General features: G+C 72.2%; 18 protein-coding genes. 6 read left to right on the top strand and 12 right to left on the bottom strand.

What is annotated here, in order from left to right; all coding sequences use genetic code 11:
• Nucleotides 1-6: 6 nt before the first annotated feature.
• From OG259_RS03255 to OG259_RS03230, 6 genes are all read right to left on the bottom strand, one after another.
• Nucleotides 7-1200 (bottom strand): acetylornithine transaminase, encoded by a 1194-nt coding sequence (locus tag OG259_RS03255; protein ID WP_328940785.1) that lies wholly within the window; start codon nt 1198-1200, stop codon nt 7-9.
• Nucleotides 1197-2180 carry an acetylglutamate kinase gene (gene argB / locus OG259_RS03250; protein ID WP_328940784.1) on the bottom strand — a complete coding sequence of 328 codons (984 nt, stop codon included), beginning with the start codon at nt 2178-2180 and terminating at the stop codon, nt 1197-1199. The genes OG259_RS03255 and argB overlap by 4 nt, the downstream gene beginning before the upstream one ends.
• Before the next feature lie 17 nt (nt 2181-2197).
• Nucleotides 2198-3349 carry a bifunctional glutamate N-acetyltransferase/amino-acid acetyltransferase ArgJ gene (argJ, locus tag OG259_RS03245; protein ID WP_328940783.1) on the bottom strand — a complete coding sequence of 384 codons (1152 nt, stop codon included), beginning with the start codon at nt 3347-3349 and terminating at the stop codon, nt 2198-2200.
• A complete protein-coding gene (argC, locus tag OG259_RS03240) occupies nt 3346-4386 on the bottom strand; it encodes an N-acetyl-gamma-glutamyl-phosphate reductase (protein WP_328940782.1) in 1041 nt (346 codons plus the stop codon). The genes argJ and argC overlap by 4 nt, the downstream gene beginning before the upstream one ends.
• A 272-nt stretch (nt 4387-4658) precedes the next feature.
• The gene (locus tag OG259_RS03235) at nt 4659-5447 is read right to left on the bottom strand and encodes a hypothetical protein (RefSeq protein WP_328940781.1); all 789 of its coding nucleotides are present in this window, start codon (nt 5445-5447) and stop codon (nt 4659-4661) included.
• Nucleotides 5448-5698: 251 nt separating this feature from the next.
• Nucleotides 5699-6337: a beta-glucanase gene (locus OG259_RS03230; protein ID WP_328946979.1), complete on the bottom strand. Its 639-nt coding sequence runs from the start codon at nt 6335-6337 to the stop codon at nt 5699-5701.
• Nucleotides 6338-6646: 309 nt separating this feature from the next.
• Here OG259_RS03230 and OG259_RS03225 point away from each other — a divergent pair, with 309 nt between their 5' ends.
• The 4 genes from OG259_RS03225 (at nt 6647) to OG259_RS03210 (ending at nt 10896) form a co-directional block, all read left to right on the top strand.
• On the top strand, nt 6647-7291 hold the full coding sequence (locus tag OG259_RS03225) for a TetR/AcrR family transcriptional regulator (RefSeq protein WP_328940780.1): 645 nt from the start codon (nt 6647-6649) through the stop codon (nt 7289-7291).
• Between the two features lie 10 nt (nt 7292-7301).
• Nucleotides 7302-8342, top strand: coding sequence for an NAD(P)-dependent alcohol dehydrogenase (locus OG259_RS03220; RefSeq protein ID WP_328940779.1), 1041 nt, complete (start codon nt 7302-7304; stop codon nt 8340-8342).
• Nucleotides 8343-8439: 97 nt separating this feature from the next.
• Nucleotides 8440-10077 (top strand): FAD-dependent monooxygenase, encoded by a 1638-nt coding sequence (locus OG259_RS03215; RefSeq protein ID WP_328940778.1) that lies wholly within the window; start codon nt 8440-8442, stop codon nt 10075-10077.
• A gap of 105 nt (nt 10078-10182) precedes the next feature.
• Nucleotides 10183-10896, top strand: a complete 714-nt coding sequence (locus OG259_RS03210) for a TetR/AcrR family transcriptional regulator (RefSeq protein WP_328940777.1) — start codon at nt 10183-10185, stop codon at nt 10894-10896.
• Between the two features lie 24 nt (nt 10897-10920).
• Here OG259_RS03210 and OG259_RS03205 read toward each other — a convergent pair whose 3' ends face one another.
• The 3 genes from OG259_RS03205 to OG259_RS03195 all read right to left on the bottom strand — a co-directional run bounded on the left by OG259_RS03205 (nt 10921) and on the right by OG259_RS03195 (nt 12542).
• A complete protein-coding gene (locus OG259_RS03205; RefSeq protein ID WP_328940776.1) occupies nt 10921-11586 on the bottom strand; it encodes a hypothetical protein in 666 nt (221 codons plus the stop codon).
• A 160-nt stretch (nt 11587-11746) separates the two neighbouring features.
• Complete coding sequence (locus OG259_RS03200; RefSeq protein ID WP_328940775.1) at nt 11747-12130, bottom strand: VOC family protein; 384 nt, start codon at nt 12128-12130, stop codon at nt 11747-11749.
• Between the two features lie 52 nt (nt 12131-12182).
• On the bottom strand, nt 12183-12542 hold the full coding sequence (locus tag OG259_RS03195) for a hypothetical protein (RefSeq protein ID WP_328940774.1): 360 nt from the start codon (nt 12540-12542) through the stop codon (nt 12183-12185).
• A 135-nt stretch (nt 12543-12677) separates the two neighbouring features.
• On the opposite strand from OG259_RS03195, the gene OG259_RS03190 reads away from it, so the two are divergent.
• Nucleotides 12678-13358 (top strand): hypothetical protein, encoded by a 681-nt coding sequence (locus OG259_RS03190; protein ID WP_328940773.1) that lies wholly within the window; start codon nt 12678-12680, stop codon nt 13356-13358.
• A gap of 131 nt (nt 13359-13489) precedes the next feature.
• Here OG259_RS03190 and OG259_RS03185 read toward each other — a convergent pair whose 3' ends face one another.
• Entirely contained in the window at nt 13490-15058 is a 1569-nt protein-coding gene (locus tag OG259_RS03185; RefSeq protein WP_328940772.1) for a pectate lyase family protein, read from the bottom strand.
• A 457-nt stretch (nt 15059-15515) separates the two neighbouring features.
• Between OG259_RS03185 and OG259_RS03180 the strand changes: the two genes are divergently transcribed.
• Entirely contained in the window at nt 15516-15890 is a 375-nt protein-coding gene (locus tag OG259_RS03180; RefSeq protein WP_328940771.1) for a VOC family protein, read from the top strand.
• A gap of 78 nt (nt 15891-15968) precedes the next feature.
• On the opposite strand, the gene OG259_RS03175 is transcribed toward OG259_RS03180, so the two are convergent.
• Both OG259_RS03175 and OG259_RS03170 read right to left on the bottom strand, forming a co-directional pair.
• A complete protein-coding gene (locus tag OG259_RS03175; protein ID WP_328946978.1) occupies nt 15969-17282 on the bottom strand; it encodes an amidohydrolase in 1314 nt (437 codons plus the stop codon).
• A 584-nt stretch (nt 17283-17866) separates the two neighbouring features.
• Nucleotides 17867-19162, bottom strand: a complete 1296-nt coding sequence (locus OG259_RS03170) for an amidohydrolase family protein (protein ID WP_328940770.1) — start codon at nt 19160-19162, stop codon at nt 17867-17869.
• Nucleotides 19163-19262: the final 100 nt, after the last annotated feature.

The following is a 19262-nucleotide window of genomic DNA, read 5'->3' as shown; positions in this document are numbered from 1 at the left end:
ACGGCGCTACTGTCCGGACACGACCTGGCGCCGGTCCAGGATCCCCGGCAGCGCCTCCACCAGCGCTCCGATCTGACGCGCCGAGACCGTCAGCGCCGGAGCCAGGCGCACGGTCCCGGTACCGGCGGCGTTGACGAGGAACCCGGCCTCCTGCGCGGCGCCCTGGACCCGGGCGGCGACCGGCTCGGTCAGGACGACGCCGAGCAGCAGCCCCGCGCCCCGCACCTCCGCCACCAGAGGGTGCTTCAGCGCCTCCACCCCGGCCCGCAGCAGCTCACCCATGCGTACGGTGTGCTCCAGGAGGCCCTCGGCCGCGACGGTCTCCAGGACGGCCGAACCCGCCGCGCAGGCGATCGGGTTGCCGCCGAAGGTGGACCCGTGCTGGCCGGGACCGAGCAGCTCGGCGGCCGCTCCGAACGCGACCGTGGCACCGATCGGAAGACCACCTCCCAACCCCTTGGCCAGGGTCACCACGTCCGGGTCCACGCCCGCCTCGGCCTGGTGCGCGAACCAGTGCCCGGTCCGGCCGATCCCGGTCTGCACCTCGTCGAGGACGAGGAGGCTCCCCACGGCGCGGGTGATCGCGCGGGCAGCCCGCAGGAACCCGTCGGGCGCGGGGATCACGCCCGCCTCACCCTGCACGGGTTCGACGAAGACCGCCGCCGTGTCCTCCGAGACGGCCGCGCGCAGCGCTTCGACGTCACCGAACGGCACGTGTGTCACGTCCCCGGGCAGCGGCAGGAACGGCTCGCGCTTCGCCTGCTGACCCGTGACCGCGAGCGCGCCCATCGTGCGGCCGTGGAAGCCGCCCTCCATCGCGACGACCCGGGTGCGCCCGGTCCGCCGGGCGGCCTTGAACGCAGCCTCGACCGCCTCCGCACCGGAGTTGGAGAAGAACACCCGGCCCGGCCTGCCGAACAGCCCGAGGAGTCGTTCCGCCAGGGCGACCGGCGGCTCGGCGACGAACAGGTTCGAGACATGACCGAGCCGCGCGACCTGCTCGGTGACGGCCGCGACCACGGCGGGATGGCCGTGCCCGAGCGTGTTGACGGCGATCCCGCCGGTGAAGTCCGTGTACGCGCGGCCGGCCTCGTCCCAGACCGTGCAGCCCTCGCCGCGGACCAGGGCCAGCGGAGGAGTGCCGTACGTGTCCATCATCACGGCACGCCAGCGGTCCGTGAGCGGGGTGGAGCCGGTCATACGGGGATCTCCTCGTCGTCCTTCGATCGGTTCTGGGCGTGGTCCTGCGCGTCGTCGGGCAGGACCGTGGTGCCGGGATTCTCCTCCGTGAGGACACCCCGGAGGACGGCGTGCGGCGTCCGACCGTCGAGGACGTGGACCCGGCCGACTCCCGAGCGGACCGCCCGCAGGCAGCCCTCCATCTTCGGCAGCATCCCGCCCGCGAGACCGGGCAGCAGCGCGTCCAGTTCGCCGGCGGTCAGCCGGGGGATCACCTCGGTGCTGCGCGGCCAGTCGGCATAGAGCCCGGGGACGTCGGTGAGCATCACGAGCCGGTCGGCGCCGAGGGCGACGGCCAGGGCCGAGGCCGCGAGGTCGGCGTTCACGTTGTAGATCTGCCCGTCCGTGCCGCGCGCCACCGGGGAGACGACCGGTATGCGGCCTCCGGCGAGGAGGTTCCGGACGGTGTCCGGCGCGACGTCCACGATGTCGCCGACGAGACCGATGTCGACCGGCCGGCCGTCCACCCAGGCCGGGCGGCGTACGGCGGTCAACGTGTGGGCGTCCTCGCCCGACATGCCGACGGCGAAGGGCCCGTGGGCGTTGATGGCACCGACCAGGTCCCGTTGCACCTGCCCGGTGAGCACCATGCGGACCACGTCCATGGCCTCCGGCGTCGTCACCCGCATGCCCGCTTCGAACCGGACCTCCAGGGCGAGCCGGTCGAGCATCGAGCTGATCTGAGGCCCGCCGCCGTGCACCACGACCGGGTGCAGACCCGCCTGCCACAGCTCGACGACGTCCTGGGCGAAGGACCGCCGGAGAGCCGGGTCCACCAGGGTGCTGCCCCCGCACTTCAGGACGACGGTCCGGCCCTGGAGCTCCTCCGACCACGGGACGTCCGTGGTCGGCAGGACCCCGGAGGCCGCTCGCCTCGTACCCCGCACGGTCGCCACACCCTCCGCATCCCGCACGGCGGGCTGCTCACCGAGCGTCCTCATTCCCGTACCCCGTCCGCTCATGAGCTGTAGGCGCTGTTCTCGTGCACGTACTCGGCCGTCAGATCGTTGGTCCAGATCGCGGCCGACGCGTCCCCGGCGCGCAGGTCGACCGTGATCGTGATCAGGCGGCCCGACATGTCGACCTTCTCCCTGGGCTCCCCGGCCGCGCCGTCCCGGCAGACCCAGACGCCGTTGATGGCCACGTCCAGTCGGTCGGGGTCGAAGACCGCGTCGGTCGTGCCGATGGCCGAGAGCACCCGGCCCCAGTTGGGGTCCTCGCCGTGCAGGGCGCACTTGAGGAGGTTGTTCCTGGCCACCGAGCGGCCCACGGTCACGGCGTCCTCCTCGGACGCCGCGCCGACGACCGCCACCTCGATCTCCTTCGACGCGCCCTCGGCGTCCGCGATCAGCTGCCGCGCCAGGTCGAGACAGACGGCGTGCACCGCCTCTGTAAGGTCCTGGTCCTCCGGGGTCACCCCGGACGCGCCCGAGGCGAGCAGCAGCACGGTGTCGTTCGTGGACATGCAGCCGTCGGAGTCCACCCGGTCGAGGGTGGTCCGTACGGCCGCGCGCAGCGCGGAGTCGAGCGACGGCCCCGCCGCGACGGCGTCCGTGGTGAGGACCACGAGCATGGTGGCGAGACCGGGGGCGAGCATGCCCGCGCCCTTCGCCATCCCGCCCACGGTCCAGCCGGACCGGGACACGACGGCGGTCTTGTGCACCGAGTCGGTCGTCTTGATGGCGACGGCCGCGTCCCGGCCGCCGTCGGAGGTCAGGCGGTCCGCCGCGAGGGCGATGCCGGACGTGATCCGGTCCATGGGCAGGGGGACACCGATGAGCCCGGTGGAGCAGACGGCCACGTCGTCCGGGGTGACACCGACGGCGAGGGCCGTGAGCTCGGCCATCGTCCGGGCGTCGTCGGCGCCGGCCGGGCCGGTGCAGGCGTTGGCGCCGCCGGAGTTGAGGACGACCGCGGAGACCCTGCCGTTGGCGAGGGCCCGGCGCGACCAGTGGACCGGTGCGGCCTGGACGCGGTTGGAGGTGAAGACTCCTGCGGCGGCCGGTGCGGGGCCCTGGTTCACCACCAGGGCGAGATCGGGGTCGCCGGACGTCTTGATGCCGGCGGCCACCCCGCTGGCGAGGAATCCTCGGGCGGCGGTCACGGTCACGGAGCCACTCCATTCATGGGCAGGCCGAGCCCTTCGGGCAGGCCGAGGGCGACGTTCATGCTCTGCACCGCGCCACCGGCGGTGCCCTTGGTCAGGTTGTCGATCGCGCTCACGCAGATGAGGCGGCGGGCGGCCGGATCAAGGGCCACCTGCACCTGCACGGTGTTGGATCCGAGCACCGAGGCCGTGGACGGCCACTGACCCCGCGGTAGCAGCCGGACGAACGGTTCGTCGGCGTACGCAGCCTCGAAGACCTCGCGCACCTCGTCGAGACCGCCGTCGACGGCCACGTGCGGGCGCAGCCGGGCGGAGCAGGTGGCGAGGATGCCGCGGGGCATGGGCGCGAGGGTCGGGGTGAAGGACACGGTCACCGGCTCGCCCGCCACCAGGGACAGGTTCTGCGTCAGCTCGGGGGTGTGGCGGTGGCCGCCGCCGACGCCGTACGGGGTCATGGACCCCATCACCTCGGAGCCGAGCAGATGCGGCGCGGCCGACTTCCCGGCGCCCGATGTCCCGCTGGCGGCGACGATGACGACCTCGGGTTCGACCAGGCGCGCGGCGTGCGCGGGGTAGAGCGCGAGGGTGACCGCGGTCGGGTAGCACCCCGGCACGGCGATCCGGTTGGCGCCCTTCAACTCGTCCCGCGCGCCGGGCATTTCGGGAAGTCCGTACGGCCAGGTCCCCGCGTGCCGGGTGCCGTAGAAACGGGTCCACTCGGCCGGGTCGCGCAAGCGGAAGTCCGCTCCGCAGTCGACGACGAGGGTGTCGCCGCCCAACTCCCCGGCGAGCGCCCCCGACTGCCCGTGCGGCAGGGCGAGGAACACGACATCGTGCCCGTCGACCGCCGCCGCCGATGTCTCCGTCAGCACCCGGTCGGCGAACGAGGCCAGCTGGGGCTGCACCTGGCCGAGGGTGCGCCCGGCACTGCTGTGCGCGGCCAGAACGCCGACTTCGACGCCGGGATGTGAGGCGAGCAGGCGGAGGATCTCCCCACCCGCGTAGCCACTGGCTCCGGCCACCGCGACCCGTAAGGTCATGCTCTTCCGTCTCTCCTGATGAATGGGGACGTGGCACACGACGGGGGTGGTCACCCCAAGTCGGCGCACAGGAACTTAACTTAGCCTAACCTAAGTAATCCTGGTGCGGAACTGCCGCGATCTCGCACGCCGGTGGGGCGGGCGAGGGCAACTGCTCATCAGGTGGGACAAGTTGGCGGTGAGGTCACCACCTGTCAGGCCGGGGACCCCCGCGCCGTCGTCAGGCCGGGAACCGCCGTGCCATCGTCAGTCCGGGGGTCGTCGCGTCATCGTCAAGCCGGGGACCCCCACGCCGTGGTCAGCCCGTCCAGCCAGGCCGGCGGGAGCTCGGCCGCGTCCCACTCCTCGTGCAGGGCCGACGGTGTCACGGCGAGACGTTCCAGGACGGCGACGCTGGTGGGGGAGTGGATGAGGGAGTAGCGGCCGTGAATCGCGATCGGGCTGCCGGGGCCGTACTCCGCGTACAGCCGCTCCAGGTGCGCGTGATGGGCGGTGGCGAACTCCGTCAGCCGCCCCGGGTATCCGGCCCGCTGCCGGGGACTCATCGTGCGCAGGACCGCGCCGAGCACCTGCTCGGTGACCTCGGGGTCGAGGTCGGAGACATCGGTGTACGAGAGGTAGAGCGGCGTGACGGCCACCCTGGCCCGCTCCATCTCCGCCCTGCGGACGGGGGAGCGCTCGTCCGGGGATTCGGTCGACGAGGCGGTGGTGACGGCGAGGACCAGTGCCCGCTCGGCGATGACGCCGAGTTCCTCGGTGACGGCCAGGACGCCGTCGGCCCAGCCGGACGCGTAGGGCTCCTTCCTCCGCGCCTCCTTCCGCTCTTCCTCCTCCTGCTCCTGCTCCTCCTCCTGCGCTTCCGTCGGCTCCGGGGCGCTGCGCCGGGCTTCGGCGATCTCCGCGTGCGCGAGGGCCAGCGCGCCGGCCTCGACGAGCCCGATGAGCTCCTCCGCGTCGCCGGTGTAGACCCCCGCCCGGGCGAGGAGCTGGAGGAGCGTGCTCTTCGCGTTGAGGACGCTGGCCGCGTCGAGCTGCTGCCGTCCCTCGTCGGCGCTGTTCAAATGGGGGCCCTCCTCGTCGTACGGGCGGCACGGTGCGGGTGCGCGGAACGTTCTGTTCGAGCCTACGCAACGCCCGTTCGCTCAGAGCCCGCATCCCCCCTACATCGCGCGCGTCGCCGATGAGCGAAGCACCCGCGCGGGTGGCCCGTCCCGTTCACCGCCCGGCTCCTGCCGCCCGTTCGCGCGGACGATGCGGCGCCCCGCCGGCGCGACCGCCGGCCTGACCCGATGCGACCCGACCCGGATCGAGCTCAGTTCCTGTACACGCGCAACGCCGTCACCTCGTACGACATCTCCGAGGTGTCCGGGGTGGGTGCCGGGTGGTAACGGCCCGCGCAGACCGACAGGTTCACGATGAGGTGGGCCCGCCAGGAACGCCCCACCCCGCGGCGGTCGTCGAAGGCCCGCGCGCCGTTCACCCACCACACCACGTTCCGGGCGCCGAACTCGACCCGCAGGTCGACCCATGCCCCGGGTCGTACGGCGGGGTCGCGGAAATAGAGGTGGCGCCCCCGGATCCGGTTCGACAGTTCGAGGAGGTCCGGATTGTCGGGGTGGTACTCGAAGACGTCGATCTCCTGGCCCCCGTCGAGCCAGGTCCAGATCGCCGGCCAGGCGCCCGTCTCCGCGGGCAGGCGCACGCGCGCCTCCAGGACGTCGTCGGCCTGCACCAGGAAGGCTTCCGCGCTGCCCTCCGTGGTGAGCAGCCCCGCGTTCCAGTTCCCGTCCGGGCGACGGGTCGCCCGGAAGGTCCCGGTCCGGCTGTACGAGGGGTCCTCCACCAGGTGGTCGAGCTTGTTGTCGCCCGGATTGGTCGGCCCGCCGTCGGGATAGGCCCAGGAACGGCCCGCGACCCACTGTTCGGTGGAGGAGAAGTCGGCGTCGAGCACGAGCCTTCCCGGTGAGCGCGCGGGCCCCCGCCCACCTGTTCCTCCGTCCGCTTCCGCGCCGGAGCCGGAGTCGGTGCCGCGTCTGAACAGCCGGTCGAAGAAGTCGGACAGCACGGCACGCTCCTCTCGCACGGGCACACGTCGGCCCGTAAGCGAATTGCCCCACACTGCCCCATCCATGCGAGGAAGGTGACTCATTGGCGACAAGTCGTCACAAGAGCGTTAATCTGCGCGGTATCGGTTTCATCCTCGCAGTTCCTCATTCTCCCTAATGTCCCACTGGGACATTAATGGGTGTACGGTGCAAATGTGAGCACGGAGCGAGAACGCCGCAGCCCGCGGCGCGGCCCCAAGGGGGCGCGGACACGGGAGGCACTCGGAGAAGCCGCGCTGAAGCTCGTCCTGGAGCACGGCACGGCCGGGGTCGCCGTCGAGGACGTCACCGACATGGTCGGCGTCTCCCGACGCACCTTCAGTCGCTACTTCGCCTCCAAGGAGGAGGCCGTCCTCGACGGCATCCGCGCGGACTGCGCACGGATCAACGAGGCCCTCGCGGACCGTCCCGCGAGCGAGGCCCCGCTCACCGCCTACCGCGCGGCCCTGCGGAGCTGGCTCGATGACCCGGTCGTCCCGGCCTGGCACCGCCGTGAGGGGGTCCGGGAGGTCTTCCTTCTCGCCGAGGGGGAGGCGTCGCTGCGCGCCGTGCTCCGCCGGATCCTCCTGGAGGGCGAGGCCGCGTCGGTCCGGATCGTCGCGGCCCGGCTCCGCACCGATCCCGAACGCGACCTGCGGCCCGCCGTCGCCGTCGGGTCCGGCGCCGCCACGCTCCTGGCCGCGACCCGCGCCTGGGTGCTCGGCGGCCCCCGGGAGGCGCTGCCCACCCTCGTGGAGGAGGCCTTCGCGCTGCTCGCGAAGGAGCCACCCCCCACGGACGAACCCCGTACACCCCTGTGAGGAAAGCGTCATGAAGGCATTGCAGTACCGCACGGTGGGCGCCCCGCCCGAGGTCGTCACCGTTCCCGACCCGGAACCCGGGCCCGGCCAGGTGCTCCTGAAGGTCACCGCCGCCGGGGTCTGCCACTCCGACATCGCGGTCATGAGCTGGTCCGCCGACCAGCTGCCCTTTCCGCTGCCGCTGACCCTGGGGCACGAGGGCGTCGGCACCGTCGCCGCCCTCGGCCCCGGCGCCGGGGGATTCGCCGTCGGTGACGCCGTCGCCGTCTACGGCCCGTGGGGCTGCGGCAGCTGCTTCAGGTGTGCCCAGGGCAAGGAGAACTACTGTCTGCGGGCCGCCGAACTCGGCATCAGGCCGCCGGGACTCGGAGCCCCGGGCGCCATTGCCGAGTACATGATCGTCGACAGTCCCCGCCACCTCGTCCCGCTCGGCGGACTCGACCCCGTCCAGGCCGTCCCGCTCACCGATGCCGGCCTCACCCCGTACCACGCCGTCAAGCGGTCCCTCCCCAAGCTGGTTCCCGGGAGCACCGCCGTCGTCATCGGCGCGGGCGGGCTCGGCCACGTCGCCGTCCAGCTCCTGCGGGCCATGACGGCGGCCCGGGTCATCGCCCTGGACGTCTCGGAGGAGAAGCTCGCCCTCGCCCGCACCGTCGGCGCGCACGAGACGGTCCTGTCCGACGCCGCGGCAGCCCCCACGGTCCGCGAACTGACCGGCGGGCGCGGTGCCGAGGTCGTCCTCGACTTCGTGGGCGTCCAGCCCACCGTGACGGCCGCCGGTGCGATGGTCGCGGTCGAGGGCGACGTCACGATCGTCGGTCTCGGCGGCGGCACCCTGCCCGTCGGATTCGGCGCCCTGCCGTACGAGGTCTCGGTCACCTCCCCGTACTGGGGGACCCGGACCGAGCTGATCGAGGTGCTCGACCTGGCCCGCTCGGGCGCGGTCGACGTCCACGTCGAGACGTACGGCCTGGACGAGGCGCCGAAGGCCTACGAGCGGCTGCACGAGGGACGCGTCAACGGCCGGGCGGTCATCCTGCCGCACGGCTGAGCGCCCCGATCTCCCGAGCTTTCGGATACGTTGTATCCGTAAAGCTGAGGTGTGCGCACTCCTGCGCGCACCCGGGGGACGGCAAGGAGCGTCGGACATGCCGGAATCGAAGGAAGCGGTCGCAGCGGTCGCGGAGGCCGCAGAGGTGGCGGCGGTCACGGCGGTGAAGACGGCAGACACCGCCGTCACCGTCATCGGCGCGGGGCCCGTCGGGCTCGCCCTCACCCTCGACCTCGCCCGCCGAGGCATATCGGTACGACTCGTGGAGCGCGACGAGAAGGGCTTCCAGGGTTCACGTGCCAAGGGCATCCAGCCCCGCACCCTGGAAGTCCTCGACGACCTGGGCCTCGCCGACGCCGCCCGCGCGGCAGGCGGCCCCTACCCTCCGATGGGACTGCACCTCGGCCCGTTCACCAAGGGCTGGCGCATGCACGCCACCGCCCCGGACAGCATCGGGACTCCCTACCCCGACGTTCTCCTGCTCCCTCAGTACGCCACCACCGCCCTCCTCCACGACGCCGTCGAACGCCTGGGAGTACGCGTCGACTTCGGCGCCCGCGCCGTGGAGATCACCCAGGACGAGGAGGCGTGCACGGTGCGCCTGGCGGACGGCCGACTGCTGAGAAGCCGCTACGTCGTCGGCGCCGACGGCGGCTCCAGCACCGTCCGCAAGGCCGCGGGCATCGCTTTCGAGGGCACCACCGACGAGACCGACCGGATGATCCTCGTGGACGCAGCCGTCGACGGCCTCTCCCGCGACCACTGGCACATCTGGCCCCGCCCCCGGGGCCGCAGCGTCGCGGCCTGTCCCCTGCCCGGCACCGACGGCCGCTTCCAGATCATGATCAGGATCCGGCCCGGCGACCCCGTCGACCTCACCGGGACCGCACTCACCACCCTCCTGCGCCGCCGCGTCGGACCCTCCCTCACCCTCCGCGACATCAGCTGGTCCTCGGTCTTCCGCCCCAACATCCGCCTCGCCGAGCACTACCGCAACGGCCGGCTCCTGCTCTGCGGCGACGCCGCCCACGTCCACACGCCCGCCGGGGCGCAGGGCCTCAACACCGGTGTCCAGGACGCCCACAACCTCGGCTGGAAACTCCAGCAGGTCCTCGCAGGCGCCGACGACGCCCTCCTCGACAGCTACGAGCGGGAGCGGCGCCCCGTCGCCGCCCAGGTCCTCGGCCGCTCCACCGAGCTGTACGAGGGCGTGCGCCGCACCCGTCCCAGCGGGCTCACCCGGGGTCCCGACGAACACCAGCTCGGCATCTCCTACTTCGGCGGCCCGCTCGCCCCCGCCGAGGCGGCCCGCACGGCGACCCTGCGCTGCGGCGACCGCGCCCCCGACGCCACCCTGCCCGGGGCCACGGGAACGGCGAGCCGCCTCTTCGACCTCTTTCGCGGCCCGCACTTCACGGCCCTCGCGTTCGGCGCCCGCGCCGCAGCCGCCGCCGACCGCCTTCCCTGGCCGCCCGGCGGAGTCCCGCTGCGCCGCCACACCGTGCTGCCGCACACCACACCCGGTACAGCACAGGAAGCGGCCCTGCTCGCGACGTACGGAATCACCGAGGACACGGTCCTGCTCATCCGCCCGGACGGCTACGTCGGCCACGTCGGGCACGTCGCGGGTACGGCGGACGGGCCGGGCGGCGACGGCGCCTCGGATCGGTCGCCCACGATCGGCCTGACGACCGCGATCGGCCTGATGACCGCCGGGGTCGGGGCCGGGTCCTGACACGGCCGGTCGACCGATACGGTGTCACCGCACCACGGATGGCCGCCGGGAGCCGCGACGCGCAGGGCGGCGACGACCCGGCACAGCGAGAGAGGGCCCCACCGCATGGCCGCCACCCCGCCGCCCCTCGGCAGCCCGGCCTGGTGGGCCGCCCGCCCGGCCCCTGCCTCCGCCGCGCCCCGGCGGGGCCGGCCCTCGCTCGACACCGCGCACATCGTCACCACGGCCCTGCGCCTGGTCGACGAGCACGGCACCCAGGTGTTCTCCCTGCGCATGCTCGCCGAGGCCCTCGACTCCGGTACGGCCACCCTCTACCGGCACTTCGACGGCAAGGACGAGATCCTGGCGTACGTCGTCGACCGCGTCCTGGGCGAGGTCGACCTCGACGCGCTCGCAGGCTCCGCCGACTGGCGCGAGGCGCTCACTGTGACGGCCCACCGGTTCCACGACACCCTGCGCCGCCACCCGAACACCCTGCCGCTGCTCATGGCGTACGTCCCCGTCGGCCCCCACGGACTCGCCCGACGCGAACGCGTCCTGGCGACCCTGCTGAGGCACGGCCTGCCGGTCGACCTGGCCGCCCGCGCCTTCACCGCCGTCACGCACTACGTCATCGGCTTCACAGCCCAGCAGTACGGACCTGCCGCCGCCCCCGCCCACGGGGCCGAACTCGCCGCCTTCTACGGTGGCCTCGACCCGGCCTCCTACCCCGCCCTCCTGCAGGCCGCCCGGTCCCTCACCTCCGTGGCCGTCGCGGAGGAGTTCACCTTCGGCCTCACCCTCCTCGTACAGGGCCTCACGCACCTCGCCCCGACATAGGTCGTCCGGAGGATCGTCCGGCGGTCAGCCGCCGCGCAGGCCCCACTCGTCGAGGCCGCCGTACACATGGGCTTCCTGGCACTGAGGTGCGTCAAGGCCGACGGCCTCGCCGCGGTAGACGGCGATGAGCGAGTCCTCGCCTCGCCACCACGTGTCGGTCAGTCCCCGCACCTCCGGCACCGGCTCGTACCCACCGAGGTCCAGGGATTCGACCGCTTCGCCCCTGATCCTCGTGACGGTCCTGGCCCAGCGTCCCGCATGAGAGGCGAGCGCCAGGGATTCCACCCATCCGTCCGTACTGGCATGCAAGGGTGTCCACCGGTAGGCCTCGATCCCGAACTCGCCTCCGGGCCCGATCGCGAATCCGTAGGCCATGGAGAACCGGCAGGACCCGGCCGAGAACGACCAGCCCTCCTCGGTCGAGCCCTCGGGGTAGTCGGCGTCCAGAACGCGTGGGCCGCCCTCGTAGAACGGCGCCGGCGGCAGGGCGAGACCGCCCCAGCGCTCCTGGAAGGCCTCGGCCCGGTCGACCTCCGCGGCGGGGACGCCGTGTCCGATCCACGCGTCGCGATAGGGGCGGATGTCCGTCACAGGGACACGGACGCCGTACGCCTCGACGAAACCCTTGGCCCTGCGGCTCAAGCCGTCGGGCGCGACGGGGGTCGGAGACGGGGAGGTGTCGGGCGTCATCGTTCCTCGTGTCTGCTGTCTGCTGTCTGCTGTCGGCGTCGGGGAGGGCTGCCGCGATCTCCGGCACGCGTTCCGGACCGATCGAGGCTTCGCCGATGGGGCGAGCCGGAGCGGACACGGTCGTTCCCGCGCGGCGTCCGCCGGGGCGGTGTCGTGGGCGTCAGGGGTGCGCGGCCGCCCGGTCGGACTCGCTGCGCAGGACGCAGAACTCGTTGCCCTCGGGATCGGCGAGGACCACCCAGCCCGAGCCGTCGGGTTTCCGGTGATCGGAGACGAGGGTGGCACCGAGGCCCAGCAGCCGGTCCACCTCCAGATCGCGCGAGGTGTCGGGGCGCAGACACAGATGGAGCCGGTTCTTGACCGTCTTGGCCTCGGGCACCTGGTTGAAATACAGCACCGGGCCCTCCGTCAGCATCACCTGGGTCTCCCGGTCACCGGGTCTGTCCTCCGGGTGCAGCGGACGGCCCGTCACACCGCTCCAGAACCGCGCCAGCTCGTACGCATCCGCACAGTCGATTGCCACGTTCTGCAATACCGAGATCATGCGGCGAGCTTTCCTGATCTTCACGCCGAACGCCACCGAGTACCGTCCCCGCTCACGAGACCATGATCGTCCAGGCTCCGACGAGCGAGGCCAGGTACAGCACGACGCCGAGCGGGAGATGCACCCATGGCGTACGGCCGCGCCGCCAGGCCATCAGCCCGAGCCCCATGGAGACCGCCGCCGCCACGCCGAGACCGATCCACGGCAGTGCCCACATCGACAGCATCCCGAACGTGGTGCAGACGAGGGCCGGGTTGTCCGTCCCGCAACTGTCGGTCGCGAAGATCGAGAGGTAGAAGGCGAACATGTCGATCACCAGACCGCCCCCGGTCAGCACCGCGATCGTCAACAGGTACCCGGTGGGCCACCTGCGCCGCGTACGGCCCGGGGCCTCCCACAGGTGAGTGCTCATGAGACCTCGTTCCGCCCGCTCCGTCTTGTGCCGTGAGAACACGGTAGGAGCGGCGGCCACGGCCGGGGATGAGCACGGGTACTCATCTCCGGGTGGGTGACGCAACGATCACCGGCTCGACTCGTTGGTTACGCCATGGATGACGTCAACACCACCAGGCGCCGGGTCCACCTCCTGGCCACCGGACTCGCAGCCCTCGTCCTCGGCGTCACGGGTGCGCAGAGCACCCAGGCAGCCCCCGTCGACCAGGACTGCCCGACGGCGGAGATCTTCGCCACCGACAACACCTCGATCATCACGGACCCGGACGATCCCCGGCTCCGGACCCGTCTGACGCGCTTCGACCACGAGGTGCGCGCGATCATCCGTGCCCACGGTGCGCGGCCGGCCGCCTCGACGCTCCTCGACGGCGTCTTCTGGTCCGACGACCTGAAGCAGGCCACGTACGAGCGGTCCCGGGATTTCGACGTCGACAGGGTCGGGCGTGACGGTCTCCAGCACATCGCGGGCGTCATCGCCAAGGAGTACGACCAGGAGTCCGTGCTCACCTTCCGCTGTCTGCCGAGGACGTCACCGGAGACCGACGCGGTCGAGATCGAGGTGCCCGGCGTGCGGGCGAGCAGCCTGCGCGAGGCGCTGGTGGCGGACCCCGAGGCCCGGGAGAAGCTGGGTGGCGGCTCGGTCACCCTCGACGGCCGCCTCGTCCTGGTCGCCCCGATCGCCGATCTGCCCCTGGCACGGAAGTTCACGGTGTCGCTCGGCGCCGACTGGGACGAGGCTGAAGTGCGGTACGGAGACCGGGAGTTCGTGAACTGAAGCGGAGGTACACGCGCTGGGCGCTGCCGGTCCGCCGGACCAGGCCACCGGTCCGGCGGGCCGCCCACCGGTCCGGCAGGCCGTCCGCCGGACCGGCAGTCCCGGCCCGCCGGTCCGGCGGGCCGGAGCAACTATCCGGCGTAGGTCTCGAACTCGGCGACGCGGGGCGTGCCGGTCGAGCCGACGATCTCGAAGGTGATCTTCTTCAGTGCTGTGCGGGGGACCGTGATGACACCGGCCCCGCTGCCGGAGGTGAGGACGGCTCCGGTGTCGCCGTTGAGGACCCTCCAGGATCCGATCGCACCGTCCGAGCCCGCCGCCTCACGGATGGCGATACCGGAGACGGTCGTGGCGGAGCCCCACTTGATCGACACCGATCCGGTCGCGCCCGCCGGTGACCAGTAGGTGCCGAGGTCGCCGTCCCGCACGTTGCCGTAGCTCGTGCCGTCGGCCTTGCTCGAACCGTCGGAGCCCGCCCCGATGCTGAGGTTGGTCCCGCCGGGCTGGGTGGGTCCGGTCGTGGGGGTGGTGGGGCCGGGCGTGGGAGTGGTCGGCTGGGTGGTCGGAGTCGTGGGGGTCGGTGTGGGGGTCTGCGGTGAGCAGCTGCCGTCCGACACCTGAAGTCCCTTACCGGCGCCCGCCGTTCGGCTGAGGAGGTTCGGAACGCAGTCGGCGGCGTCGAGGGTGTAGGCGTACGGGATGGCGATGGTGGTGTTGGACTGAGGGTCCGGTCCGGCCGGGTTGTTGTCGGAGCTGCGGGCGGACCAGGTCACGTTGTCGAAGATGTTGCCGCCGACCTGCCAGTACCCGGCGGCGTCCGTGTAGAAGGTCCCCAGGACGTCCTTGGAGTCCTCGAAGTAGTTGTTGTCCACCTTGGCGTGGGCCCCGGCGCGGGAGTTGATGCCGGACTCGTTGATCCGTAGGTAGTGGTTGTTGTACATGTGGGCGGTGCCGCCGCGCAGGAGGGGGGCGCGCGAGTCGATGTTCTCGTACAGGTTGTGGTGGTACGTGATGAAGCCGTTCGACAGCTCGGTCTCGCTCGAACCGACGAGGCCGCCACGGCCGGAGTTGCGCAGGACGCTGTAGGACAAGGTCACGTACTGGGTGTTGTCCTTCATGTCGAACAGGCCGTCGTAGCCCTCCGATTCGCCGCCCGACGCCTCCAGGGTGGTGTGGTCGACCCAGACGTTGCGGACGTCGCTCTCCATGCCGATGGCGTCACCGCCGTTGGAGATCGGCGAGCCGGACTTCTTGACGTTCCGTACGGTCACGTTCTGGATGATGATGTTGCTGGACTCGCGTATGTGGATGCCGAGTTGGTCGAAGACGGCGCCCGCGCCGACCCCGACGAGGGTGACGTTGCTGATCTGCTTGAGCTCGATCACCCCGGCGGCGGTGTTGCAACTGGTGCCCGAGACCTTCGCGGTGTTGGCGTGGTTGATCGTGCCCTCGACCTCGATGGTGATCGGCGTGCTGCTGCCGGCCCGTGCGCACAGGGCCGCGTGGATCTCGGTTCCCGTGGTGGCCCGCACGGTCTGCCCGCCGGCGCCGCCGGTGGTCCCGCCGTTCTGTGTGGCGTAGCCGGTGGGGCCGCCGGTCGCCGCCGATGCCTGGGGCATCGACAGCACCACACCGGTCGCGGCCGCGAGGGCCAAGGTGGCCAGTGCCGCGTGGAGTCGGAGTGCGACTGGTCGTTTCATGCTCGCCGTCCTTTTCGTCTTCGAACGCTGGGGTTGTTCCTGCGTGCCGTGCTCGCGCGACGCGGTGCCGCGCTGCGCTCGTGCCGTGCCTGTGGAACGCCGTTCGGTGCAGAAGAAACCGTCCATGGGCAGCCTTCGGCGGGGCGGCCCATGGACGGAAAGAAAGCGCTTTCTTTCCGGGAGAATAGGGTGACCCCGGGGGACTGGCAAGGCTCCGCGCAACACCTCGGCGGGCGCGCGATGCGCTTGTCACGGCCGCCTTGATCACGTAGCGTCCTTCGACGTGAACACCGGACCGGCGATTCGACGCCATACACAGACGGGCCATCCGGTGGACGACTGATCGCTCCGTGGGTGCGCGAGAAGCACCCCCACGGTTCGGCACGAGGACCCCCGTCAGTGCTCAGGCACTGCGACAAGTCCCCTTCCGTGTCGAATCAACAGCGAGGTCATCCACATGGCAGTCACGTTCAACCACACCATCATCGCGGCCAAGGACAGCGCCGAGTCGGCGCGCTTCTTCCGGGAGTTGCTGGAACTCCCCGAGGCGCCGTCCTGGGGCCCCTTCGTCAACGTCCAGCTCGCCGACGGCGTGCTGATCCAATTCGCCGCACCCCCGGTCGAGATCCAGATGCAGCACTACGCCTTCCTCGTCGACGACGAGCTCTTCGAGCGGGCGTACGCGCGGCTCTGCGACCAGGGGATCGAGCACTGGGCCGACCCGCAGATGAAGCGCCCCGGCGAGACGAACACCGAGCACGGCGGCCGAGGGGTCTACTTCAAGGACCCCGCAGGTCACGCGCTCGAGCTGATCACGCGGCCCTACCTGTAGAAGGTCCGGGCGCGGAGAACCGGTCAGTGGCCGGTCGGGCACCCGAGAGGGGTGTCCGACCGGCCACCGGTCGCAGGATCAGGCGAGGAACTCGCCGTCGCGGGCCACGACGACACCGCCGTGCACCACCATGTCGCGCCGAGGCATGTCCACGACCACCTGAGGCAGGCACTCGCCCCGGACGAGCACGAAGTCGGCCGGAGAACCGGCCTTGAAGTCGGCGTGCGCCAGGCCCATCACGTCCGCGCCGCCGTGCGCCGCGACGCTGTAACAGTCCGTCAGTTCCTCGTCGAGACGCACGTCCGTCACCCAGCCGAGGATGTGCGCGCGGTGCATCATGTCGGCGTTGCCGAACGGGCTCCACGAGTCACGCACCCCGTCGGAACCGAGCCCGACCCGCACTCCGTGCTCGCGCAGTCGCGCGATCGGCAGGACCAGCGAGTCGGACGGCGCGACCGTGGTCAGGGCGATGTCCTGATCACCCAAGTCGGCGGCGATCGAGCCGAGTTCACGGTCCGTCAGGCCCGGCAGGCAGAACACGTGGCTGACGGTGACCTTCCCCGCGAGGGAGAGCGCACGTGTACGGTCGACGATGCCGCGCATCGCCTTCATGCCCTTCTCGCCACGATCGTGCAGGTGGATGTCCACGCCGACATCTTGGCGGTCCGCGATGCCGAAGACGACGTCGAGCTGTTCGTCGAGAGCGTCGTCGAAACCGATCGGGTCGATGCCGCCGATCATGTCGATGAGCCCCTCGCGCGCCGCCTTCTCAAGGAGCGCGGCCGTACCCGGGGTGCGGATGACACCGTGCTGCGGGAAGGCGACGATCTGGACGTCGAGTGCGTGACGCAACCGCTCGCGGGCCGCCGCCACACCCTCCACCCCGGCCAGACCGTAGGCCGGTGCCACGTCGGCGTGGGCGCGCATGCCGCGGGTGCCCCGGGAGACGGCGTGCGACATCAGCCCGTACGCCCGCTCGACGACCGGTCGCCGCTGGCTGCGGAACAACTCCACGTCCTGCGCGACGTAGTCGGCGATGCCGCTCGCCGGCCGCCGCGACACCCAGGAACCGCCCCAGGTCGTCTTGTCGGGGTGGATGTGCGCGTCCACGAGCGACGGCAGCGCCATCCGGCCTCCTCCGTCGACGACCTTCGCGCCACGGGGCGCCGGGCGGTCCGAGATACGACCGTCGATGACCACGAGGTCCACGGCCTTCGCCCTGCCGAACGGACGCACGTTACGGAAGACCACGGTCTTGTCCCGACGCCCCGAAGCGCCGGAGGGTGTTGCGGCTTCGGCGGCGCCCGGAGCCGAGGTCGCCGCCTGTGCGGGCGCGGCGGTCGCGGCCGCCGTGGCCGTAGCGCCCGCCAGTGCGGCGGCTCCGGCCAGCATCGTGCGGCGGGAGACGGCGCCGGCGGAGAGCACGGACGGGGACGAGGAGGGGGATTGCGACGAGGAGGAGGACGAGGACGAGGACGAGGGCGAGGACGGCTGCATGGGGGACTCCTTCGAGGGGACGGTGTTGCGGACGGGGGCGGTGCGGGCCGGACTTGAGTGGCGGCCGGCACGGGGAACCAGGGCAGGGGCATCGCGCCGCGTGTGGCGCGAGCGGCTCGAAGCGGTGTGTGTCTTGCACGGGTGGGGAAGCCCGTGGAGGTGAGGCGCGGTGCGATCTCCGGCGGAAGGCAGCCAGGCGGAGGGTGACTCGGTGGTCAGGCGGAGGGTGGCCCGGTGGCCCGGTGGCCCGGTGGCCCGGTGGCCGACGTCCGACGGGGCGAGGCGGTGCGGTGCGGGCCGAGGGGGCTTCATGCAGGCCGTGGCCGGTCGTGCGGGTCGTGGCGCAAGGCGAGTAGGTGCCCCGCCGGGGTCAAGCCGACGTCAGCGGCCCGCCGGGTTCCCCCGACCTCGGCGGCCCGCCGGGGCCGAGCCCGGCCTCGGTGTCACCGCAGCCGACAGCCGCCGCGTACGGCCAAGGCTCAGGCCACAACCCCCGCCCGTACGACCGCAACCGGCTGCTTCAGCACCGTCAGGTCGGCGAGCGGGTCCCCGGCCAGGAGGATCGCGTCGCCCGCGTAGCCGCGGGTGAGGCGGCCCGCCGTGCGGTCGATGCCCAGGAGGCGGGCGGCGCCCGTCGTCGCCGTGCGGATCGCGTCCAGGGGCGACAGACCGGCGGAGTGCATCAGTGCCACCTCGCCGCCGATCGGGTCCACCACGCCGCCCGACGAGTCGGTGCCGGCGGCGAGCGGGACGCCCAGTTCGTGCGCGGCGAGGACCGCGCGCTTCAGGACCGGGAGGTAGGTGCGTCCGCGTTCGGCGAGGATCGGGTCCGAGGACTCCGCGAGGCCGGCGATGGCGGTGAGGGTGGGCGTGAAGTACGTGCCCCTGCGCCGCATTTCGTGCAGCGTGCGCTCGCCGACGAACGCGCCGTGTTCCAGGGAGCGGATGCCCGCCATGACGGCGTCGTGGCAGCCCCGCTCGCTGTAGCTGTGGCAGAGGACGCCCTTGCCGCGCCGTCGGGCCGCCCCGACGATCTCGGCGAGCTGTTCGCGCGAGTAGACCTGGGCGAGCGGGTCCTGCTCGGGGAGCCCGGCGCGTTCGTTGACCCGGGTCTTGATCACGTCGGCACCCCGGGCGAGGTTCACCTCCACGACGCGCCGCAGGGCTTCGGCGGAGCGCACGCCGTCCTTGAGGCGGGCGAGCGGGGTGAGGTCGGGGTCGGCGAGCACGGTGTCGCCGAGGTTCGGGGTGACGAAGACGCCGGCGGCCTTCAGTCGGGGCGCGAGCGCGGGGCTGTGTCGGGCGAGTTCGCGGACGGCGATGTCCTGGTAGAACGCGGTCGATCCGCTGCGTGCGCTGGTCGCGCCCTTGCGGACGGCGTCGCGGGCCTCGGCGGCGGTGCTGAGGTGGATGTGCGCGTCCACGAGGCCCGGCAGGATCCAGCGGCCGTGGGCGTCGAGCACCTGGACGCCCTGCGGTACGGCGACGTCGCCCCGGCGGCCGGTCGCTCGGACGGTGCCGTCCTCGATGACGACGACGGCGTTCTCGGTGACCTCGCCGGTGGCCGGGTCGAGCAGGGTGCCGCCCTGGATCACCAGGTGGCCCACGCGCGCGGTGCCACCGGAGGCGCGGCGACCCGGGGCGGATCCGTGGTCACCGACGGCGGCCGCCGCCTGGCCGGCCGCGGCCATCGTGCCGGCGAGGGCGGCCGCTCCGGCGAGGATGCCGCGGCGGGTCAGCTTGCTTGAGGGCGGCGGGGTGGCTTCGACGCACATGGGTGCTCCTTGGGGGAGTGGGCCGACGGCTTCCCCGTTTTGTATACCAAGCCGAAGGCGGCGGACAAGGGTGGTGATCGGCTCATCCGGAAACACCCGT

The organism is Streptomyces sp. NBC_00250, from assembly GCF_036192275.1.
Taxonomy (GTDB): Bacteria; Actinomycetota; Actinomycetes; order Streptomycetales; family Streptomycetaceae; genus Streptomyces.
Note: the sequence above shows the minus strand (reverse complement) of the source record. Positions and strands in the feature narration are given on the sequence as shown.